The 20,237-nt window shown below is 62.9% G+C and carries 18 protein-coding genes; 14 read left to right on the top strand and 4 right to left on the bottom strand.

The window, feature by feature from the left end:
• The first annotated feature begins 3 nt into the window (after positions 1-3).
• The gene (locus AC07R1_RS31115) at positions 4-525 is read left to right on the top strand and encodes a GNAT family N-acetyltransferase (protein WP_495111264.1); all 522 of its coding nucleotides are present in this window, start codon (positions 4-6) and stop codon (positions 523-525) included.
• A 3-nt stretch (positions 526-528) separates the two neighbouring features.
• Here the strand turns inward: AC07R1_RS31115 and AC07R1_RS31110 are convergent, their stop codons facing one another.
• Together AC07R1_RS31110 and AC07R1_RS31105 are read right to left on the bottom strand one after the other, a co-directional pair.
• Entirely contained in the window at positions 529-2,100 is a 1,572-nt protein-coding gene (locus AC07R1_RS31110; protein ID WP_011060354.1) for a sensor domain-containing diguanylate cyclase, read from the bottom strand.
• A gap of 185 nt (positions 2,101-2,285) precedes the next feature.
• Positions 2,286-3,146, bottom strand: coding sequence for a LysR family transcriptional regulator (locus AC07R1_RS31105; RefSeq protein WP_015634881.1), 861 nt, complete (start codon positions 3,144-3,146; stop codon positions 2,286-2,288).
• Between the two features lie 97 nt (positions 3,147-3,243).
• Here AC07R1_RS31105 and AC07R1_RS31100 point away from each other — a divergent pair, with 97 nt between their 5' ends.
• The 12 genes from AC07R1_RS31100 (at position 3,244) to tal (ending at position 17,865) form a co-directional block, all read left to right on the top strand.
• Positions 3,244-3,894 (top strand): FMN-dependent NADH-azoreductase, encoded by a 651-nt coding sequence (locus AC07R1_RS31100; RefSeq protein WP_236204148.1) that lies wholly within the window; start codon positions 3,244-3,246, stop codon positions 3,892-3,894.
• 281 nt (positions 3,895-4,175) lie between these two features.
• Positions 4,176-4,991 (top strand): ABC transporter permease, encoded by an 816-nt coding sequence (locus AC07R1_RS31095; protein ID WP_368994430.1) that lies wholly within the window; start codon positions 4,176-4,178, stop codon positions 4,989-4,991.
• Entirely contained in the window at positions 4,981-6,255 is a 1,275-nt protein-coding gene (locus AC07R1_RS31090) for an ABC transporter ATP-binding protein (RefSeq protein ID WP_495111263.1), read from the top strand. Before AC07R1_RS31095 ends, AC07R1_RS31090 begins: the two co-directional genes overlap by 11 nt.
• The gene (locus AC07R1_RS31085; RefSeq protein WP_495111262.1) at positions 6,252-7,628 is read left to right on the top strand and encodes a polysaccharide pyruvyl transferase family protein; all 1,377 of its coding nucleotides are present in this window, start codon (positions 6,252-6,254) and stop codon (positions 7,626-7,628) included. Before AC07R1_RS31090 ends, AC07R1_RS31085 begins: the two co-directional genes overlap by 4 nt.
• A 5-nt stretch (positions 7,629-7,633) precedes the next feature.
• Entirely contained in the window at positions 7,634-8,326 is a 693-nt protein-coding gene (locus AC07R1_RS31080) for a 2OG-Fe(II) oxygenase family protein (protein WP_404673308.1), read from the top strand.
• Positions 8,319-10,508: a glycosyltransferase gene (locus AC07R1_RS31075; RefSeq protein WP_495111261.1), complete on the top strand. Its 2,190-nt coding sequence runs from the start codon at positions 8,319-8,321 to the stop codon at positions 10,506-10,508. The genes AC07R1_RS31080 and AC07R1_RS31075 overlap by 8 nt, the downstream gene beginning before the upstream one ends.
• 29 nt (positions 10,509-10,537) lie before the next feature.
• Positions 10,538-11,560 carry a class I SAM-dependent methyltransferase gene (locus AC07R1_RS31070; protein WP_401335947.1) on the top strand — a complete coding sequence of 341 codons (1,023 nt, stop codon included), beginning with the start codon at positions 10,538-10,540 and terminating at the stop codon, positions 11,558-11,560.
• 25 nt (positions 11,561-11,585) lie between these two features.
• On the top strand, positions 11,586-13,658 hold the full coding sequence (locus AC07R1_RS31065; protein WP_495111260.1) for a glycosyltransferase: 2,073 nt from the start codon (positions 11,586-11,588) through the stop codon (positions 13,656-13,658).
• Entirely contained in the window at positions 13,655-14,758 is a 1,104-nt protein-coding gene (locus AC07R1_RS31060; protein WP_019095056.1) for a glycosyltransferase family protein, read from the top strand. Before AC07R1_RS31065 ends, AC07R1_RS31060 begins: the two co-directional genes overlap by 4 nt.
• Entirely contained in the window at positions 14,742-15,641 is a 900-nt protein-coding gene (locus AC07R1_RS31055) for a glycosyltransferase family 2 protein (protein WP_495111259.1), read from the top strand. Before AC07R1_RS31060 ends, AC07R1_RS31055 begins: the two co-directional genes overlap by 17 nt.
• A 118-nt stretch (positions 15,642-15,759) precedes the next feature.
• On the top strand, positions 15,760-16,761 hold the full coding sequence (gene dusA, locus AC07R1_RS31050; protein ID WP_047285009.1) for a tRNA dihydrouridine(20/20a) synthase DusA: 1,002 nt from the start codon (positions 15,760-15,762) through the stop codon (positions 16,759-16,761).
• Between the two features lie 177 nt (positions 16,762-16,938).
• Complete coding sequence (tal, locus tag AC07R1_RS31045; RefSeq protein WP_011060293.1) at positions 16,939-17,865, top strand: transaldolase; 927 nt, start codon at positions 16,939-16,941, stop codon at positions 17,863-17,865.
• Positions 17,866-17,938: 73 nt separating this feature from the next.
• Here the strand turns inward: tal and rssC are convergent, their stop codons facing one another.
• The gene (gene rssC / locus AC07R1_RS31040; protein WP_003218919.1) at positions 17,939-18,421 is read right to left on the bottom strand and encodes an anti-sigma factor antagonist RssC; all 483 of its coding nucleotides are present in this window, start codon (positions 18,419-18,421) and stop codon (positions 17,939-17,941) included.
• Positions 18,418-19,602 (bottom strand): two-component system response regulator RssB, encoded by a 1,185-nt coding sequence (rssB, locus tag AC07R1_RS31035; protein ID WP_026020041.1) that lies wholly within the window; start codon positions 19,600-19,602, stop codon positions 18,418-18,420. The genes rssC and rssB overlap by 4 nt, the downstream gene beginning before the upstream one ends.
• A gap of 276 nt (positions 19,603-19,878) precedes the next feature.
• On the opposite strand from rssB, the gene AC07R1_RS31030 reads away from it, so the two are divergent.
• A complete protein-coding gene (locus tag AC07R1_RS31030) occupies positions 19,879-20,178 on the top strand; it encodes a PilZ domain-containing protein (RefSeq protein ID WP_011060291.1) in 300 nt (99 codons plus the stop codon).
• The last annotated feature ends 59 nt before the right edge of the window (positions 20,179-20,237 follow it).

Raw genomic sequence — 20,237 nt, 5'->3', positions numbered from 1 at the left:
GCCATGCCCGTCGATTTCACCCTACGCCCAGCCCAGCGCGAGGACGCGCTGTGCATCAGTGGCCTGGCCACCCAGGTCTTTCTCGACACCTATGCCACCGACGGCATGCGCAGCGACCTGGCCGAGGAAGCCCTGAGCGTCTACGCCCCGGAACAGTTCCGCCAGCGCCTTGAGGATCCCCACAGAAACCTGTTGCTGGCCGAGCGTAACGGGCACCTGCTGGGCTTCGCGGAAATCGCCGGCAACACCCGGCCGCCGCTTGCCGGCCTGGCCGATGGGATGGAGCTGGTGCGCCTGTACGTGCAGCGCCATGCCCATCGGCAAGGCGTTGGCCAGGCGCTGCTGCAACAGGTGGAAGAACGGCTGCAAGCCAGCGACAGGCCCTGCCTGTGGCTCGCCGTCTGGGCACAGAACCACAGGGCGCAGGCCTTCTATCAGGCCCAGGGCTACGTCTGCGCCGGTAGCACCGCCTACGAGTTTGGCGGCAACGCCTACGCCAACCAGGTGTTCTGCAAGCGCTGGTAGCCGTCAGCGATCGGAGCGCTGCAACGGCTCCCCCACATGGTCCGCCGCCAGCGCCATGGCCCGATTGCGGCCCGTGGCCTTGGCTTGATACAGGGCCGCATCGGCCCTTTCGATAAACATCTCGATGCTGTCGCGGCCCGTCGGCACGAAGGCGTAGCAGCCCAGGCTGACCGTCACGCAGCCCACCGGTGAGCCGGAATGGGCGATGTTGCGCTGCATGACACTGCGGCGAATCTGCTCGGCCATGGCCAGCGCGCCATGAATGTCGGTGTCGGGCAGCAACACCGCAAACTCTTCGCCACCATAGCGCACGGCCAGGTCAGCCTTGCGCTGGCAGCAGCCCTTGAGCGCCTGGGCCACCTCGGTCAGGCAGTGATCGCCCGCCACATGCCCGTAGGTATCGTTGTAGCGCTTGAAATAGTCGATATCGACCATGACCAGGCTCAACGGGCTGCGTTGCCGCGCACCACGGCCAAACTCCACGGTCAGGGCGCGCTCGAACAAGCGGCGGTTGGCCAGGCCGGTGAGGCTGTCATGGGTGGCGATCACCTCCAGGGCCTCCTGGGCCTCGCGCAGATCTGCCTCGATCCGCTCGTTGTTGCGCACCTGCTGCACGAAGACCCAGCCGAACAGGCCGACCCCCAGCAGCACCAGGGCGACGATGGCCGTGGACTGGTAGGCCGAGGCATACCAGCCCTTGAGCACCGAGTCCTTGGAGTTGGCCGCGGCCACCACCAGGGGATAGGCCTGCAACTGCCGATAGCCGTACAGGCGCGTCACCCCATCAACAATCGAGGTGATCATGGCGTTGCCGGTGGTGGCCTCGGGCAAGTACTTGCTGAAGATCTCGCCGCGGGCCAGGGAAGCACCGATCTGCCGCTCTTCGAACGGCCGCCGCGCAATCAGCGTACCGTCGGACAGGGCAAGGAACATGGCGCCCTGCTCGTCGATATTGAAACTGGTGAAGAACTGATCGAAATACGCCAGTTTGATGCCCGCCATCAGCACCCCCTGGAAATTCCCCTGGCTATCGTTGAGCCGCCGCGAGATGGGAATGATCCATTCGCCATTGGCCCGGCTGCGGATGGCCGGGCTGATGTGAGCCAGCAACGAAGCATTCTGCTGATGGAAACGAAAGTAGTCGCGGTCTGCCACATCGTTGCCATGGGGCGAATCACCAAAGGAACTGACCACCCACTGACCGTCCCGGTCATAGAGAAATACCCCGCTGAGCTGGGTCAGGGCCTGCACCCGCCGGGCGAATATGCCCTGCAAGCGGGGCTGCTGTTCAGGGCCATCGCCCAGGGCCTGGATCCATTCGGACAGGCTCATCAGCACCAGGTCGGCTTCCATGAACGTGTCTTCGGCCTGCTGGGCGATGGCCCGGGTCAGGTTGGTGGAATTGACTTCCGCCTGCATCAGGTCGTGACGCCAGGACTGTTCCAGTTGCAGGTACAACAGCCCGCACAGGCACAGAAACACGGTTGCGATGAAGGCCACCGCGGCCTTGAGCAGCGGCAAACGCTTCAGGGTTCCGCCAGGGGGATGATGAGGATCGTAGATGGGAACAGGCAAAAGGGTCGTCCTGACGGGAGTGGCCTGGGCTACAGGGCGGGTCCCTGGTTGTTTTCGAGACTGGCTGAACGGCCAGCGCCCTGCACAGTATAGGTTTTCTGGCCGCTGACCCGGGCCGGGAGCTCAGGCAGCAACCTTGAACGGCCCGGCTCCACCCTGGGGTTATCGGCCACCGCGAGCAATGCTTAAAGTGCCGATCGACGGCTCGAGCAATATTCGACAAACACCTCGGAAAGCGCCGCCAGCACAGTCTGGTCCGCTTCGGGCGCGGTGAACAGACGGTACTGCGCATCCGGCAACGGTGGCAAACCGTATTCCTCCCCCAGGGCACACAGCCCTGCCCCCAACTGGCTGGCCGCCATGGGTGCTATGGCGAACCCGGACAGCACGGCGGCGCGCAGGGCCCAATTGCTGCTGCAAAGCATAACCGTGCGCTGGGCAATGCCGGCCTGGGCCAGCCGGCCCAGGGCCGCGGCCCGGTAGGGGCAAGGCTCGGGAAACAGCGCCAAGGGCAAGGGGTCGGGCAAGAGCCCGGCAGGTTGCACCAGCCCGGCCCAGACCAGCGGTTCGGACCAGAGCAGGCGGCCAGGCTCGGCAGTTTCGCACAGCGAGCCCACCACCAATTGCAAATTGCCCTGGGCCAGCAGATCCAGCAGCGTACCGGGAATGCCAACCTGCACATCGAGCCGGATACCTGGGTAGCGCCCGGCAAAATCCTGCAGCGCACGCAGCAGCCGGGGGTCGGCAAAATCCTCGGACAGGCCCACCCCCACGCGCCCGTGGAACGGCACCCGGGTCAGTTCGGTCCAGGCGTCGCGATTCAACGCCAGGATCGCCCGGGCATAGGCCATCAACCGCTCGCCATCGGCAGTCAGCTGCTGCGAGCGGGTGGTGCGCTGGAGCAGCGGCTTGCCGACCTGCTGTTCCAGGCGCCGCAGGTGGCCGCTGACCGCGGACTGGGTCAGGTGCAGCTTGAGGGCCGCACGGCTGAACCCTTGTTCATCGACAACAGCAACAAAGGTGCGCAATAGCAGGGCATCGAACATATTTCAGAATGAAATCAATAAGGATTGAATCGACAATTTATATTTAAAAACAAGCTATGTTGCAATGACGGTCATCCCAACCCCAAGAGATTCGTCCATGACCCGGCTCCTGCACATTCAATGCTCGCCCCGCCTGCGCCGCTCCGCCTCCCTGGAAATCGCCCACGGCTTCATCCAGAGCTACCGACAGCAACGGCCGGACACCGAGGTCACCACCCTGGACCTGTGGAGCCTCGATTTGCCGGAACTCGATCAGACGGCCATGGACGCCAAATATGCGCAACTGGCCGGCCAGCCCCTGGGCAATGCCGAACAGCGGGCCTGGGCCCGGCTCCAGGCGCTGGCAGAGCCGCTGCACCAGGCCGACCTGTTGGTGCTTTCCATACCCCTGTGGAACTTCAGCATTCCCTACAAGCTCAAGCACTTCATCGACCTGGTTTCCCACCAGGGCATCCTCTTCAGCTTCGACCCCGAGAACGGCCTGCAAGGCCTGCTGCGCAACAAGACGGCGGTGGCGGCCTACGCCCGGGGCCTGGACTTTTCTTCCCGCTCCAGCACACCAGCGCCGGCATTCGATTTCCAGAAGCCCTATATAGAGGCCTGGCTGAATTTCATCGGGATTGCCAACCAGCACTCGCTGATCGTGGAAAAGACCATTCTCGGTCCGGACATAGAACAGGCCTCGCGACAGGCGACCACCGAGCAGGCACAGGCCCTGGCGCAGCAACTGGCGGCCCGCCAGTACTGAACCATACCCGGGCCGGCGCCGCGCAGGAGCCTGCCCGCCTGGCCCACCCTGCTCTTTACCGCCGAGCCCAGGCATCCGCAGTGAGCATTACCCTCGCGGTTGTTTTGCCACTCATCCGACTGCCCCCGCCGCTCATCAAAAAAGCTGTAACGGCACCTTCACTCCATGCATTTCGGGTCTATAAACAATTCACAAAATCGTTTGCTTCGAATCACCACCCGTTCACCCATGCCCTTGTCGAGCATGGGGTGGTGCTGGAAGCTGGCCCCAAGGAGCGGGAGTTGACCGGAAGTACCACGCTGCACCGTTTCACCTTCAGGCCCTGGCGTCATCGCGAGCTGCTGCGGGCACTGATCGAACGCGAAGTGATAGGCCGCTACCGCGGCTCGATCGCCGGCCTGCTCTGGTCCTTTCTCAACCCCTTGCTCATGTTGCTGGTGTACACCTTCGTGTTCAGCGTGGTGTTCAAGGTGCGTTGGGGAACCGACAACGACTCGAACACCCAGTTCGCCCTGCTGGTGTTCACCGGGATGATGGTCTTCAACCTGTTCTCCGAATGCCTCACCCGAGCCCCCGGGCTGATCCTGAGCCACGCCAACTATGTGAAGAAGGTGGTGTTCCCCCTGGACATGCTGCCCTGCGTGATGCTCGGGGCGGTGCTGTTCCACACGCTGGTGAGCTTTGCCGTCTGGCTGCTGTTCCACCTCCTGGCCTTCGGCCTGCCGCCGCCCACCGCTCTGCTGTTTCCCCTGGTGCTGCTGCCCCTGGTGCTGTTCACCCTCGGGCTGTCCTGGGTCCTCGCCTCCCTGGGGGTCTACCTGCGGGATGTTGGCCAGGTCATCGGTGTACTGATGTCGGCCCTGCTGCTGATGTCGGCGGTGTTCTATCCGCTGAGCGCCCTGCCTGAGGCCTACCGGCACTGGCTCTACCTGAACCCCTTGACCCTGGTGATCGAGTCCTCCCGCGACGTGCTGATCTGGGGCGTGGTGCCCGATCTCGGCCTGTGGCTGATAGAGCTGAGCGTCGCGCTCGGCGTGGCCTTCCTGGGATGGGCGTGGTTCGAAAAAACCCGCCCGGGGTTCGCCGATGTGCTCTGAACTGGCGATCAAGGCCCAGGGCCTGGGCAAGTGCTACCCGATCTACGACCAGCCCCGCGACCGCCTGCTGCAACTGCTGCTGCCCCGCGGCAAGCAGCGCTATCGCGAATTCTGGGCCTTGAAGGACGTTGCGCTGGAAGTGCGCAAGGGCGAAACCCTGGGCATCATCGGCCGCAACGGCAGCGGCAAGTCGACCTTGCTGCAACTGATCTGCGGCACCAGCACAGCTTCCACGGGCAGCGTGACCAGCCATGGGCGGATCGCCGCCCTGCTGGAGCTGGGCTCGGGGTTCAATCCCGAGTTCAGCGGCCGCGAGAACGTCTACCTCAACGGTGCGGTATTGGGCCTCAAACGCGCGGAGATCGAGGCGCGTTTCGACGAAATCACCGCCTTCGCCAACATCGGCGAATTCATCGACCAGCCCACCAGGACCTATTCCAGCGGCATGCTGGTGCGCCTGGCCTTTGCCGTTTCGGTGTGCGTGGAGCCGGATATCCTGATCGTCGACGAAGCCCTGGCCGTCGGCGATGCTTCCTTCCAGTTCAAGTGCCTGGAACGCCTGGAGCGCCTGACCCGACAAGGCGCGACCCTGCTGTTCGTGTCCCATGACATGAGCATGGTCAAGCGTTTCTGCAACCGTGCCCTCTACCTGCGCGACGGCGAAATCCGCGCCAGCGGTGCACCGGAGGCGATGGCCGAGCTGTACCTGCTGGACATGCGTGACGAACAGCGCCGCTGGGCCAGCGCGGGCGCCGTCCAGGTCAGCGCCAAGACACCGCTCAACCCGGAGCACGGCATGGCCTTCGGCACCCCTGAAGGGCGGATCACCTCAGCCGTGTTCAGCAATACCGGGGCGCTGTACTCAAGCTTTGCCCACGGCGACATGATCGAAATCGCCATCGATGCCCAGGTCAGCGACGCCATTGCCCGCCCCAACATCAGCCTGACCATCCAGGAAGCCCGGCTGCTGGTGGTCAGCGGGGTCAACGTCGCCCTGCAATGCGGCGAGTCCCGGCAAGGCTGGCGCAGCGCCTCGGTGTGCCTGCGATTCGCCGCCAACCTGGCGGCCGGGCGCTACCACATCACGCTCAAGCTGATGAATGGCGAAACGGAAGAAACCTCCCACCTGATTGAAAAGCAGGTGGCCCTCCTGGCGTTCGACACCTTGCCGGGCAACAAGCACTTCCTGGGAATCGTCGACTTGCACATCGAACCTGCCCCCCGCCCATCGCAGCAGCCCCTGGCAGTCGAGGAGCGTTCATGAGCGACAAGCAATGGCAAGTCGCGATATTCGGCACCTTCGATGTAGCCAACTACGGCGACCTGCTGCTCCCCCTCATTACCGAAGCAGCATTGCAGGCGCGCCTGGGCAAGGTGCGCCTGCACGCGTTCTCCTATCACTCGCGCAGCACGCCGCAATGGCCCTACCCCGTCACCTCGGTCAGTGAACTGCCCCAGCTCATCGATAGCCTGGACGCAGTGCTGATCGGCGGCGGCTTCATCATTCGCTTCGACAAGGTCATCGCTGCCGACTACTACCCGCCCGACCCGCAGATCCATCACCCCACCGGGTACTGGCTGTCGCCTGCGCTGATGGCCCTGCAACACAATGTGCCGCTGATATGGAACGCCCCCGGCATGCACTGCAACCCGATTCCATCCTGGGCGGCCCCCCTGGTCAGGCTGACCCTGGAGCAAAGCCCCCACGTCCGGGTGCGCGATGCCCTGTCTGCAAACACCCTGTCCGCGCTGAGCGAGCAGGCCCAGGTCGAGGTACTGCCGGATACCGCCTTTGGCCTGCCCAGCCTGATCGACCGGCAGCAACCCTCGGCGGCCTATCGCCAACTCTGTGCCCAGGCCGGCCTGACCGGGCCCTATCTGGTGGTGCATGCGATTGCCGGCCTGGAGAGCTTTCTCCAGCTATGGAAAACCCACAACGCGCTGTTCAGCCAGTGGCAGCTGCTGCTGTTGCCCATCGGCCCGGTGCTCGGGGACCATGAGTCGATTCTCGGGGCCGACCTGCCACGGGCCGTGCGCCTACCGGCCTGGCCAGAGCCACTGCTGCTGGCGGAGATCCTGGCCCAGGCCCAGGGCGTCATAGGCCACAGCTATCACCTGGCGATCACCGCCCTGGCCTTCGGCGTACCGACCTTCTGCTCGGCCAACCTGAACCAGGGCAAGTACACCGCCTTGCGCGCATACCGCGGGATCCGCCCCCTGCCCACCGAACAGCCCATCGATCCCCAATGGTTCCTGCAACACCTGAGCGAAACGGGGCCCTGCCCCGAGGTGATCGCCGCGCAGGAACAAGTGCAGCGCCATTGGGACCGGGTAGCCGAACTGGTCGCCCAGGGCCCGCGCCCCACCAGCCAGGTGCTGAACCGCTTCTGGCAAGCCCTGCCCGGCCTGCTGGAGGAAACCCGAGAGGACTGGCGCGAGGCGTGCCTGAGCAAACAGGCCGAACTGGATGAGCTGAAAATCCAGGTACAGCAGTTGACGCTACTACGCCGCCACCAAACGGAACTCACCAGTCGGGTCGATGCCGAGCTGGGTCGAATCCATCGCTCCAACTCCTACCGCCTCACCGCGCCGTTACGCTCCCTGCGGCGCCGCCTGCAACATTTATTGGGAAGATGAATACGATGCTGAATCTGCCAATGCTGACCAGAGCCCCCTTGCACACTCAGCCCTTTCGCTGGGGGCGGATCACCGAACTGTATTCGCCCGCGGACGCCGCGGCCCTGGTAGCGACCTATCCCCGTGACTCCTTCAAGACGGTGTCCGGCTATGGCGGAGAAAAGGACTACGAGTACCAGGCGCGGCAACTGGTGGAAATGGGCACCGGGCGCATTATCCACGAGCAGCACCTGAGCCCGGCCTGGCGCAGGCTGGCCAGCGAGTTGACCGCACCGGACTATCGCCTGGCGCTGTCGACGCTCACCGACATGGACCTCAGAAACGCTCCCATGGAGGTCAATGTCTTCCACTACGGGCCGCAGGCCTGCCTCGGCCCGCACCCGGACCTGGGCGACAAGCTGGTGACCCATATCCTGTACTTCAACGATTCCTGGAACATCGAGGACGGTGGCTGCCTGAATATCCTGGGCTCTGCCGACCCCACGGATGTGGTCGCGGTGATCCCGCCCCTGGTGGGCACATCGGCAGTACTGGTACGCGCCGAGAACTCCTGGCATGCGGTGACGCAGGTGGTAGCCAATTGCCGGACTTCACGGCGCAGCATGACCGTGACCTTCTACCGGCCCGGCTGCCTCAGCTCAATGTGGCCCAGTGGCGACCAGAGCCCACTGCACAACTATGAGCCCGCTCATGACTAAGTCCCACTCGCAGGAGCAGGAGTCGACCCGGCTGCGGCTCGAGCACGCACAGGCCATCCTTCAGCGCGATGCCGCCCTGGCGCATATCGAACATATGCGGCGCTCGCGTTCCTGGCGCCTGACCCGCCCCCTGCGCATGCTGATGCAACTGCTGCGGCACGGGGTGATCAACGACGAGAGCGAGTACCCGACTCACCTGCCCTCTCTCGTCCAGCCTCTGCCAGCTTCCACCCCCTTGGAGCCCGATATCGTGGAGGACTCAGCACCCGGCTCTGCTGCTCAGCATTTTGACCTGCTGTGCTTTGCCAATATCGACTGGTCCGCCAGGTTCCAGCGACCACAGCAACTGATGACGCAGTTCGCTATCCAGGGTTATCGGGTGTTCTACATAATCCTTTCGCCGCTACCCACAGCAGAGCGGCCCTATGCGGTGCACCCAGTCGCTCCCGGGGTCTTCGAAGTCACCCTGCGCGGGCTTGCACGGCAGGACTACTACGCCACCTGGATCACCGAAGGCAACCTGCGCGCCAATGCCGAGGCGTTGCAGGCCCTGGTGAGCGACTACCGGATCAAGACGGCGGTGTCGGTGGTTCACCTGCCCTATTGGACGCGCCTGGCCCTGCACCTGCGCAAGGCATACGGCTGGCCCGTGCAATACGACTGCATGGACGAATGGCAGGACTTCCCGAACATCGGTCAGCCCTTGCTGGACCAGGAACAGGTACTGGTGAAGCAGGCCGATCTGGTAACCGTCACCGCCTCCGTGCTGTACGACAAATGGGCCAGTACCAGCCGTCGCTGCCAGTTGGTTAGAAACGGGGTGGACTTCGACTTCTTTGCCCGATGCTGTACACCCAATACTCTGCTGGAGGAGCTTCAAGGCCCGATCATCGGCTTCTATGGTGCCCTGGCCGAATGGGTCGATTTTGAGCTGGTGGCGGCCATCGCCCGGCAACGACCAGAGTGGAATCTGGTGCTCATTGGCGATGTGTTCGTCCGTGACCTGGCCGGCCTCGACCGCTTGCCCAATGTCCACCTGCTGGGCCGCAAGCCTTACGCGCAGATGCCGCAATACCTGTACCACTTCGATGTCTGCATCATTCCTTTTCGCCTCTACAACCTGACCCACGCGGTGGATCCGGTGAAGTTCTACGAGTTCATCAGCGCCGGCAAACCCGTGGTCGCAGTGCCGCTGCTGGAGATGCAGATCTACGAGCCTTACCTGTATTTCGCCGACGGGCCGTCTGCCTTTGTCACGCAGATCGAAACAGCCCTCGGGGAAACCGATCTGCAGCGCTGGGACCAACGGCTGGCACTGGCCCGGGAAAACGATTGGCGGCAACGCTTCGAAGACACGCGCGATGCGCTGGTCGAACTGTTTCCGAAGGTCTCGGTAATCATCGTCACCTACAACAATGTGCAGCTGACCCGCGGCTGCATCGACAGCCTGCTGCGCAATTGCGCCTACCCGAACCTGCAACTGATCATCGTCGACAACGCCTCGCAGGACTCCACCCGCAACTACCTGCGCTACCTGGCCCGCAGCGAACCCAATGTGAGCATCGTGCTCAACGAACAGAACCTGGGTTTCGCCGCCGCCAACAACCAGGGCCTGCGCCTTGCGCAGGGCCACTACCTGGTCCTGCTCAACAACGACACCGTGGTGCCCAAGGGCTGGCTCGCGCCCCTGCTGCGCCACCTCGACGACCCGGAGGTGGGGTTGGTGGGGCCGACCACCAATGCGGTGGGCAACGAGGCCCGGGTCAGCATCGACTACCAGGACCTCGACGACATGGAGGACTTCGCCGACCGGCGCGCCAGCCAGTACCGCGGGCGCTGCTTCGACATCCCGATGCTGGCCATGTTTTGCGTAGCGATGCGCCGCGAAGTGCTGGATCAGGTGGGCTGGCTGGATGAAGCCTTTGGCATCGGCATGTTCGAAGACGACGACTACAGCCGGCGAGTCCAGGCCGCCGGCTTGCGCACCGTATGCGCCGAGGATAGCTACATCCACCACTACGGCCAGGCCTCGTTCAAGGCCCTTATCGCCAGCGGCGAATACCAGCGGTTATGGGACAAGAACCAGGCCTACTTCGAAAGCAAGTGGGGGCCCTGGCAACCCCATCGTCAAGCACGCCGCAGAGCGAACGCCGACGCCACGGGAATGAAGCTCACCGACTGAATCTGCAGCCCGATACACCCACAAGGAAGATGCCGAACGTGCTGAAAAAAATAATTCAACAGCTCAGTGGTCGGGCAGTCGCAGCCCATGTTCCCCCGGACGACATGAGCGAGGAGCAGCGCAAGGCGCAGACCGCCGAGCACTGGTCACAGAACCAGGCCGGCTCGGATGCGTTTTCTGCGGATGTCTACTGGCTGGCAGTGCCTGCGGTGCAACAACGCCATCAGCAAAAGGCCACGGCCAGCAGCGGTCATGCTCACTGGGTACCCTATTGCCTGAACACCTTTCTGGCGGGCCGGTTACCGGTGCCGCGTATGCTGAGCATCGGCTGCGGCACCGGTACCCTGGAACGCGAGCTCTACAAACTCCAGGCCTTCCAGGACTGCGACGCCGTGGATATCGCCCCGGCGGCGCTGGACACCGCCCGGGCAGAAGCGGCGGCGCTGGGGGCCCGGACCCTGCACTACAGCCTTACCGACGTCGAGCGGGTGCAACTGCCCAGCGCTCATTACGACGCCGTCTGGTTCAACGGTTCACTGCATCACATTCGCCAATTGGAAAAGGTCTGCGCCAATGTCCGCCAGGCCTTGAAGGCGGACGGCTGGCTGTTCTTCAACGAGTATGTCGGCGCCAATCACTTTGCCTTTGACCAGGCCCAGTGCGCAGCCATCAGCCATGCCTTCGCCCTGATTCCCCCGGCCATGCGCCGCTCTTTCGTCCAGGGTTCCTACGGTCAGGTGCAGAACAACGTACCGCTCCCTGATCCACAAGAGGTGGTGAAGGTTGATCCGTCCGAGGCGGTGCGCTCCCAGGACATCCTCAAGGTGGTGGAACAGCACTTCCAGATCCAGGCCCTCAACACCTGCGGCGGCACCCTGCTGCAATTTCTGCTGCATGGCATCGCCGGCAATTTCAAGGCCGATGATCCCCAGGCGATGCGGGTGCTGCGGATGCTGTTCGACATCGAAGACGGGCTGATCGAGTCGGGCACCCTGAACAGCGATTTCGTGATCGTTGCCGCGACCCCGAAACAGTCGGAGTCCGTGCCTTGACTCGCTCTGTATCCGGGGCGCGGCAATGAGCACCGCCCTGTTCCAGCGCTGGCGCCGCGTCTATCACCGCCTGCCGCTGCCTTACCTGCTGAAAGCCTTGATCCAGCGCCTGTATCACGGCGTGCTGGGACCTGGCTGGCGGGCCCTGCGTCGGCATCAGCGGGCCGCCAAGAGTTTCGTACCCGCTTGTAGCGTGCTACCGGCGGCCGACCCGCAATGGCCGGATTACGTGGTCTGGGGTGCCATCGACTGGGATTTCCGCCAGCAGCGTCCCCAGCACCTGGCCCGCGGCTTGAGCACCAGCGAACGCCGGGTTTTCTATGTCTCGGCCAGCCTGGAGGACGACGCTCGCGACGGTTTTACCTTGCGCCCGCTGGATGACCGAGGGCGGCTGTTCGAAGTGCGGCTGTTTGCACGCACAGCCCCGCTCCTCTACCACGCTGCCCCGCAAGAGGCCGTGGTCCAGCAGTTGCGTCGCAGCATCGGCGAGTTATTGAGCTGGGCCCATTCGAGCCAGGTGATCTCCCTGGTCCAGCACCCGTTCTGGGCCCCCGTGGCCGGGGCGCTGCCGGCCAGCCGCCTGGTCTATGACTGCATGGACAACCATCAGGGCTTCGGCAACAACGCCCCTGACCTCCTGCAACTGGAGCATGAGCTGCTGCGCGAGGCCGATATCACGCTGTTTGCCTCGGCGTGGCTGGAACGCCACTGGAGTCGGCACTGCCCGCCTGCAAGCACCGGGCAACGCACCGTATTGCGCAATGCCGCCGACTTCACCTATTTTTCCAAGCCCCCGGCCCAGTGTTATCAAGACCCGCAAGGCCGTCCCGTGATCGGCTACTACGGCGCGCTCGCCCAGTGGTTCGATGTGGATCTGCTGGCCGCTATCGCCGAAGCCTTCAGGCACTGCACGATCCTGCTGATAGGCGCAGATACCGGGCGGGTTGGTGCGCGCCTGCAGCGCCATGCCAACGTCAGGCTGGCCGGTGAAATCCCCTACGCACAGCTGTCCGCCTACCTGCAGGCCTTCGATGTCTGCATCCTGCCGTTTCGCATCGAGGCACTGACCCTGGCCACCAACCCGGTCAAGGTCTACGAATACCTGAGTGCCGGCAAGCCGGTGGTGGCGGTGGATCTGCCCGAGCTGCAGGAGTTCGGCCAGCAGGTATCCATTGCCAGGGATACCCCCTCCTTTATCGAAGCCATCGCCCAGGCGTTGCAGGAACCTGCCTGCGACAGCACTTCCCGCCAGCGCCAGGAATTCGCCGCACAACAGACTTGGGAGCACCGGGTAGAACAGTTGAAGGCCCTGGTTGAAGGCGAGCAAACCGGGCCCCTGATCAGCGTGATAGTAGTGACCTACAACAACCTGGCATTCACCCGCGCCTGCCTGGCCAGCCTGGCCGCCGATGCTCTGGGCCGCAATCTGGAGATCATTGTCGTCGACAATGCCTCCACCGACGGCAGCGTCGAATTCCTTCGGCAGTGGGCCAGCGACAGCGCTCACTCGCTCATCCTCAACCCCGGCAACCTGGGTTTCTCCGCGGCCAACAATCAGGGCCTGGCCCGGGCTCGGGGCGAGTTCCTGGTCTTGCTCAACAACGACACCGAGGTCACCACTGGCTGGGCGCAGACCCTGCGCCGCCACCTGCAACGCAACCCGGGGCTCGGCCTGATCGGACCGGTAACCAACAACATCGGCAACGAAGCGAAGATCGAGATCAGCTACCGCTGCCTCGAGGACATGCCTGGCCGCGCCCGCCAATACACCTGGCGCCATGCCGGCCGAGTGGTGCCCTGCGCCACCCTCGGTTTCTTCGCGGTCATGATGCCCAGGTCGACCTATGAGCGCGTCGGGCCCCTGGATGAAGCCTTCGGTCTGGGCTTTTTCGAAGACGACGACTATTGCCGCCGAGTCGAACAAGCAGGGCTGTCCTGCGCCTTTGCCGAAGACGTGTTCATTCATCACCATCTTTCTGCCTCGTTCAGCCAGATGCCCGGCAGCCAGCGCCAACAACTGTTTGAGCGCAACAAGGCCCTGTACGAGGCGAAATGGGGCCGACCCTGGACTCCCCACACCGCCAGGGAGCCATCATGAGGCTGGTCTATCTGTCACCGGTCAGCTGGCACAGCTTCGCGCAGCGCCCCCATGAACTGGTGCGCCAGTTCCATGCGGCCACCCAGGCCCCCGTGCTGTGGGTCGAACCCTATCCCACGCGCTTGCCGGTACTGGCCGACTTGCTAACCCGCCCGCCATACCAGGGCCCGACCGTCGCCGTGCCGGACTGGCTGACCCTGGCCAGGCCCCGGGCCCTGCCCATAGAGCCCCTGCCCGGCTCGGGCTGGGTCAATCGCCTGTTCTGGCAGGAGCTCAAGCAACAGATCCGCCATTTTGCCCAGGCACCGACCCAACTCGGCATCGGCAAACCCTCGAGGCTGGCCCTGCAACTGCTGCAGGAACCGATCTTCGCCGGCAGTTTCTATGACGTCATGGACAACGTACCGGCGTTCTATCGCGGCTGGTCGCGCCGTGCCATGCACCGGCGCCAACACCAGACCGCCCGGGCTGTGGTCACCGCCCTGGCCTCTTGCACGACTTTGCAGCGCTACTGGCAACGGCAACAGGTCGATACCCGGCTGCTGCTCAATGGTTGCGCCAGCGAACGCCTGCCTGCCCTGCCCCTGTCCCGGCGCGCAGCACATGGAACACGGCCGGTGTTCGGCTACATCGGCACCCTCGCCAAGTGGTTCGACTGGGAATTCGTGCTTGCCCTGGCCGTGGCCTTTCCCGGGGCCGAGGTACGCCTGATCGGCCCCCAGCACGGACCTTCGCCCAGGGCACTGCCGGACAATATCCGGTGCTTGCCGGCGCTGTCCCACGAGGCCGCGCTGCAAGCCATGGCCGAGTTCGATGTCGGCCTGATCCCGTTCAAGTGCAACGACATCACCCGCTACGTCGACCCGATCAAATACTACGAGTACCGGGCCCTGGGCTTGCCAGTGGTCAGCACCGCATTCGGCGAAATGGGCACCAGGCGCCATCTTCCGGGAGTGTTTCTCAGCGACAGCCTCGACGACATCTCCCGAGTCATCCACCAGGCGCTGACGTTTACCGAGCCCCTGGCCGAGACCCTGAAGTTCCGCGAAGCCAACTCCTGGGCAAAACGCTTCGAGGGGGCCCATGCCGCGTTCCTGTGATGTGGTGGTGGTCAACTACAACGCCGGCCTTCTGCTGGAGGACTGCGTGATCTCGGTGCTGGCCCAGGACATCAACCGGCTGGTGCTGGTGGACAATGCCTCCCATGACGGCAGCCTGGAACAGGTTGCCACCCGGTTCGCTGCCGATGAACGCCTGCTCATCCTGCGCAACCCAAGCAACACCGGCTTCGCCGCGGCCTGCAACCTAGGCGCCAGTCACTGCGAGCAGCCACACATCCTGTTCCTCAACCCCGACACCGTATTGCAACCGGGCGCCTTGCAAGGAATGATCGACGCCCTGCGCCACACCCACGATCTGGGCATGGCAGGTGGCCTGTTGTGCAACTTCGACGGCAGCGAACAGCCCGGTGGACGTCGAGTCTTCCCCACTCCACGGCGGGCAATAGTACGCGCCCTCAACCTGTCGGGCCTGGCCTGGCTCTCGCCGCGACTGTTTTCCGACTTTCTTCTGCACCGCGAGCCCCTGCCCAGCCGTCCGACGCAGGTAGAAGCCATTTCCGGCGCCTGCATGCTGGTCAAGCGCAAAGCCCTGGACAGCGTCGGCGGCTGGGACGAAGGCTACTTCCTGCACTGCGAGGACCTGGACCTGTGCATGCGCTTTCGCCAGGAAGGCTGGAAAGTCTGCTTCGTACCCCAGGCCAGGATCTTTCACGCCTGGGGCGCCTGCAGCCGCACCCGCCCGGTGTTCGTCGAATGGCACAAGCACCGGGGCATGATCCGCTTCTATGGCAAGTTTTTTCGTGAAGACTATCCCCGGATCCTCTCCTGGAGCATCTGTGCAGGTGTCTGGCTACGTTTCAGTTTCGTGGTGGGCTACCACTGGCTGGCGCAGCTGGGACGGATACTCGGACAACCTCGCTAGTCCGGCAATGGCTCAGAGCACAACGTCGGCGTGGCACTTCCTGATAAACTGCGCCAATTCGTCACCCCGACAACCGCCATGACCACAGGCGGTTGCCCCGCAAAGCGACAAACATCCCATGCCCTTTACCGCTTCAAGCCCTTCCCGTTCAGAACCTTCCCGGCGTTTCAGTGTAGCGCCGATGATGGATTGGACGGACCGTCACTGCCGATTCTTCCTGCGCCTACTGTCCAAGCACACCTTGCTCTACACCGAAATGGTCACCACGGGTGCGCTGCTCAATGGTGATCACGAGCGCTTCCTGCGCTACCACCCGTCCGAGCACCCTCTGGCGTTGCAACTGGGGGGCAGCACGCCGGCGGATCTCGCGGCGTGCGCGCGCATGGCCCAGGAGCATGGCTACGATGAGGTCAACCTCAACGTCGGTTGCCCCAGCGACCGGGTGCAGAACAACATGATCGGTGCCTGCCTGATGGGCCATCCGGCGCTGGTGGCCGATTGCGTGAAAGCCATGCGAGATGCGGTGTCGATTCCCGTGACGGTCAAGCATCGGATCGGTATCAACGGGCGCGATAGTTATGCCGAGCTATGCGATTTCGTCGGCCAGGTCATGGAAGCCGGATGCAGCAGCTTTACCGTGCACGCACGAATCGCCATTCTCGAAGGCCTCTCGCCCAAGGAGAACCGGGACATTCCCCCGCTGCGCTACGACGTGGCGGCGCAATTGAAGGCGGATTTCCCACAGTTGGAAATCATCCTCAACGGTGGGATCAAGACCCTCGAGGCCTGTCATGAACATCTGCAGACTTTCGATGGGGTGATGCTGGGCCGTGAGGCCTATCACAACCCCTATCTGCTGGCCGAGGTAGACCAGCAGCTGTTTGGCAGCACTGAGCCGGTGATTTCCCGGGCCGAGGCGCTGGCCCGGTTGCGCCCCTATATTGCCGAGCACCTGGCTGCCGGTGGCGCCATGCACCACATCACGCGCCATGTCCTAGGGCTGGGCACGGGCTTCCCCGGTGCTCGCAAGTTCCGCCAGCTGTTGTCGGTGGATATCCACAAGACCCAGGATCCGCTGGCCCTGCTGGATCAGGCCGGGCAGTTGCTGGAAGGACGTTAAGCGTCGGCCGGGTTGAACCTGGCCGGGCTTTTGGCATCGTATCTACTGGACAGTGCCCCAGCATTCAAACGACTGTTTTCAGGTCACGGACTTTGGGGCCGTAGTTAGCATTCCGCGCCCTTGAGCGCCTGACAGCGCTCGGGTAATGTCGTCAGACCCATAGGACAGAGCACGCTCATGACTTCCAAGCTGGAACAACTGAAGAAAATCACCACCGTAGTGGCCGATACCGGTGACTTCGACGCCATCGCCCGGGTCAAGCCGGTGGATGCCACCACCAACCCTTCGCTGCTGCTCAAGGCTGCGGCCATCCCGGGTTATGCCGATCTGCTGAATGCCTGCGTCAACGACTGCAAAGGCGATGTCGGCCTGGCCAGCGACCGTTTCGGCGTGGCTGTCGGCCAGGAGATTCTCAAGGTCATTCCGGGCCGTATTTCCACTGAGGTGGACGCCCGCCTGTCGTTCGATACCGAAGCCATGCTCAAGCGCGCCCATCGGCTGATCGAGCTGTATGACAAGGCCGGCATCGGCCGTGATCGGGTGCTGATCAAGATCGCCTCTACCTGGGAAGGCATCCGCGCCGCCGAAAAGCTGGAGCGCGAAGGCATCCAGACCAACCTCACCCTGCTGTTTTCCTTCGCCCAGGCCGTGGCCTGCGCCGAAGCCGGGGTGTTTCTGATTTCGCCATTCGTAGGGCGGATCTACGACTGGTACAAGAAGGCTACCGGCAACGACTATCAGGGCGCTGACGATCCGGGCGTGCAGTCGGTTACCCGCATCTACAACTACTACAAGGCCAATGACTACAAGACCGTGGTCATGGGGGCAAGCTTCCGCAACCTCAACCAGATCGAGCAACTGGCCGGCTGCGATCGCCTGACCATCAGCCCGGATCTGATTGAGAAGCTGGCCGCCGACACCGGCAAGCTGGAACGCAAGCTGAGCCCGGGCAAGACCGGTGAAGCTCGCCAGAGCCTGAACGAAGCACAGTTCCGCTGGGCTTCCAACGAAGACGCCATGGCCACCGAAAAGCTGGCTGAAGGCATCCGCCAGTTCGCCCGCGACCAGGAAAAGCTCGAAGCCCTGCTGGCTGCCAAGCTCTGATCGCTTCGCGTCAACGCAAAAAGGGCGAACCCTCACAGGTTCGCCCTTTTTTGTGCGCTCGCGTTTCAGTCGATCAGTGACGCTCCAGGGCATTCACCAGATCGTGAAAGGCTTCACGGTTGGAGTCATTAAGGCCCATGAGGATCTTGTGCGCCTCCAGGACCTTGACCCGTACCACTTCTTCCGACTGGTCCTGGGACGGCAGGTCGGTCAGGCATTCCGGGCAGGGAATCGGGCGATCGACGATGTTGAACACTTGATCGAAGCCCATGGACTGCAACAGCCTGGTAATGTCTTCGTGGGTGGTGACGACGGTGGGCAACAGACCGACTTTCTGCCGAGACAGGATCGAGAGCTTGGCCAGCAGGCCCAGGGTGGTGCTGTCGATGCTGCGGGTTTCTGTCAGATCGATCACGATCGCCGAAAAATTCAGCGCGGTGAAAATCCGCTCAATAGTCGCATCCAGCGCCGAACACAGGGTCAGGCGCACTTCACCGACGAACTTCAGGACGAAGGTGCCATCCTGCTCGGCGAACTGGATTCTACCGGTACTCATTGAAGGTTCCTGCTCAACACTAACAGGGCGATATCATCCGGCATCTCCCCTAGCGTGGCCAATCCAAAAACTTGCCGCAAGCCATCCAGGCTGCCGCCCGCTGCCCTCACCCGTTCGGGCAAGGCTGCTTCTTTCTCTTTGAGTGTAGGCTCGGGCAAAAGGTCCAGGATGCCATCGGACATCAGCGTCAGGCTGAACACCGGCGGCAGCTCCAGAATGTGGTCTTCGTAGGTGGCCTCGTTGAACAGGCCCACCGGCAAACCACGCCCTTCCAGATAACGCACACTGTCGGGGGTGTACAACACCGGCAACGGCAAGTGCCCGCCAATGCTATAGGTCAACAAGCCAGTCTCCTCGTCGATGACTCCACCGACCATCGTGACGTGTTTGCCCAGCTTACAACTGATCAGGCCACGGTTGATATGGCCTAGCACTTCCGAAGGCTTGAACTCCGGCAAGGTGCCATTGCGCTTGGACTCGAACAGCAAACGGGTGGTCATGAACTTCAACAGCACGGTGACAAAGGCCGACGACGCACCATGACCGGAAACATCCGCCAGGTAGAAGGCCACCCGGCGCTCGTCGACACGGAAATAGTCGACAAAATCACCCGACAGGTACAACGACGGGATGATCTGGTGGGCAAAGTTGAATTCGTCAATCGACCAGGGGCTGGTCGGCAGCATGTTCATCTGCACCTGTCGACCGGCGTTCTGGTCTTCCTGGAGCAGATTGAGGCTGGCTTCGAGCTCGCGGTTGGCGGCTTCAAGCTTCTCTCTGTAACGCTGGTTTTCCAGCAACAGGCGAGCACGATCCAGGGCGCGGCGCACCGAGTGCTCGAGCACGGCCAGATCTTCCAGCGGCTTGATCAGGTAGTCCGCCGCGCCCAGGCGCAGGGCTTCAACCGCATCGTTCATGACGCCCGCACCCGAAACCACGATCACCGGGGTTTGAGGGGACAGTTCGGTCACTTGACGGATAAGCTCGAGACCGCCCATCTGCGGCATGCGCAGATCGCAGATCACCAGATCGGGGTTGTCGCGCTCGAATACCTGAAGACCCTGCTGGCCGTTAGCGGCCTGCAGTACGCTGAAGCCACTGTCTTCCAAATAGGCCGCGAGGCTCGCGCGCACTACTTCGTCGTCATCGATTATCAGCAGCGTGGCACTGGTTTTTTGCATGTGGGCAAACGGCGCCAGAATTAGGTTGGCGTAGGTGCTCTGGCCTGGGGCCTGAGGCACGCTACTGGATTCGCTTTCTAGCCACTCTGCAAGCCAGGCCAGGACCTTGAGCCCTGCACGCCCGACCATCAGAGGTGCCCTTCTAAGGCGCAGACGGTACTCCCATCCGCGGGGCGTTTCAAGCTCATGCCGATGGTCGCCTGACGTCTTTACACCGCAAATCACCGGGAGTTATAAAAACCGCTAAAACCGCAACTCAATCGCAGGATGGAACCCATGAACCAAAACCAGCGTGACTACAGCGAAAAGCGCGATTACATCCGCATGCGGGTGGATGCAGAGGTCACGCTGATCCATCAGGGGCAGGTGATCGAAGCGGTCTGCATCGATCTTTCCAGCAGCGGCATGCAGGTTCAGGCACCACGTTCGTTCCAGGTCGGCGATCAGTTGAGTGTACGTATCGACTCAGAGCACGCAGCCCTCAGGGGACTGGAAGCAGAGACAGAAGTGGTATGGGTCAACCCACAAGAAGGTGGCGGCCAGAAACTTGGACTTACAATCCTTAAAATGAAGTAAAGACCCCACCCCATGAAAAAGGCGGCCATCAGGCCGCCTTTTCAGTTTGTGCAGGACAG

Source organism: Pseudomonas sp. GW821-FHT07F01 (assembly GCF_059418825.1).
The sequence above is the reverse complement of the archived record's forward strand: the minus strand, read 5'-3'. Positions and strand labels throughout refer to the sequence as shown.

Excerpts from the sequence above, each read along its gene's own strand:
- AC07R1_RS31065 (WP_495111260.1), top strand. The coding sequence starts at position 11,586 with ATGAGCACCGCCCTGTTCCAGCGCTGGCGCCGCGTCTATCACCGCCTG.
- AC07R1_RS31075 (WP_495111261.1), top strand. The coding sequence starts at position 8,319 with ATGACTAAGTCCCACTCGCAGGAGCAGGAGTCGACCCGGCTGCGGCTC.
- AC07R1_RS31115 (WP_495111264.1), top strand. The coding sequence starts at position 4 with ATGCCCGTCGATTTCACCCTACGCCCAGCCCAGCGCGAGGACGCGCTG.
- AC07R1_RS31080 (WP_404673308.1), top strand. The coding sequence starts at position 7,634 with ATGCTGAATCTGCCAATGCTGACCAGAGCCCCCTTGCACACTCAGCCC.
- dusA (WP_047285009.1), top strand. The coding sequence starts at position 15,760 with ATGCCCTTTACCGCTTCAAGCCCTTCCCGTTCAGAACCTTCCCGGCGT.
- AC07R1_RS31105 (WP_015634881.1), bottom strand. The coding sequence starts at position 3,146 with ATGTTCGATGCCCTGCTATTGCGCACCTTTGTTGCTGTTGTCGATGAA.
- rssB (WP_026020041.1), bottom strand. The coding sequence starts at position 19,602 with ATGCAAAAAACCAGTGCCACGCTGCTGATAATCGATGACGACGAAGTA.
- AC07R1_RS31070 (WP_401335947.1), top strand. The coding sequence starts at position 10,538 with ATGCCGAACGTGCTGAAAAAAATAATTCAACAGCTCAGTGGTCGGGCA.
- rssC (WP_003218919.1), bottom strand. The coding sequence starts at position 18,421 with ATGAGTACCGGTAGAATCCAGTTCGCCGAGCAGGATGGCACCTTCGTC.
- AC07R1_RS31060 (WP_019095056.1), top strand. The coding sequence starts at position 13,655 with ATGAGGCTGGTCTATCTGTCACCGGTCAGCTGGCACAGCTTCGCGCAG.
- AC07R1_RS31055 (WP_495111259.1), top strand. The coding sequence starts at position 14,742 with ATGCCGCGTTCCTGTGATGTGGTGGTGGTCAACTACAACGCCGGCCTT.
- AC07R1_RS31100 (WP_236204148.1), top strand. The coding sequence starts at position 3,244 with ATGACCCGGCTCCTGCACATTCAATGCTCGCCCCGCCTGCGCCGCTCC.
- AC07R1_RS31085 (WP_495111262.1), top strand. The coding sequence starts at position 6,252 with ATGAGCGACAAGCAATGGCAAGTCGCGATATTCGGCACCTTCGATGTA.
- tal (WP_011060293.1), top strand. The coding sequence starts at position 16,939 with ATGACTTCCAAGCTGGAACAACTGAAGAAAATCACCACCGTAGTGGCC.
- AC07R1_RS31090 (WP_495111263.1), top strand. The coding sequence starts at position 4,981 with ATGTGCTCTGAACTGGCGATCAAGGCCCAGGGCCTGGGCAAGTGCTAC.
- AC07R1_RS31030 (WP_011060291.1), top strand. The coding sequence starts at position 19,879 with ATGAACCAAAACCAGCGTGACTACAGCGAAAAGCGCGATTACATCCGC.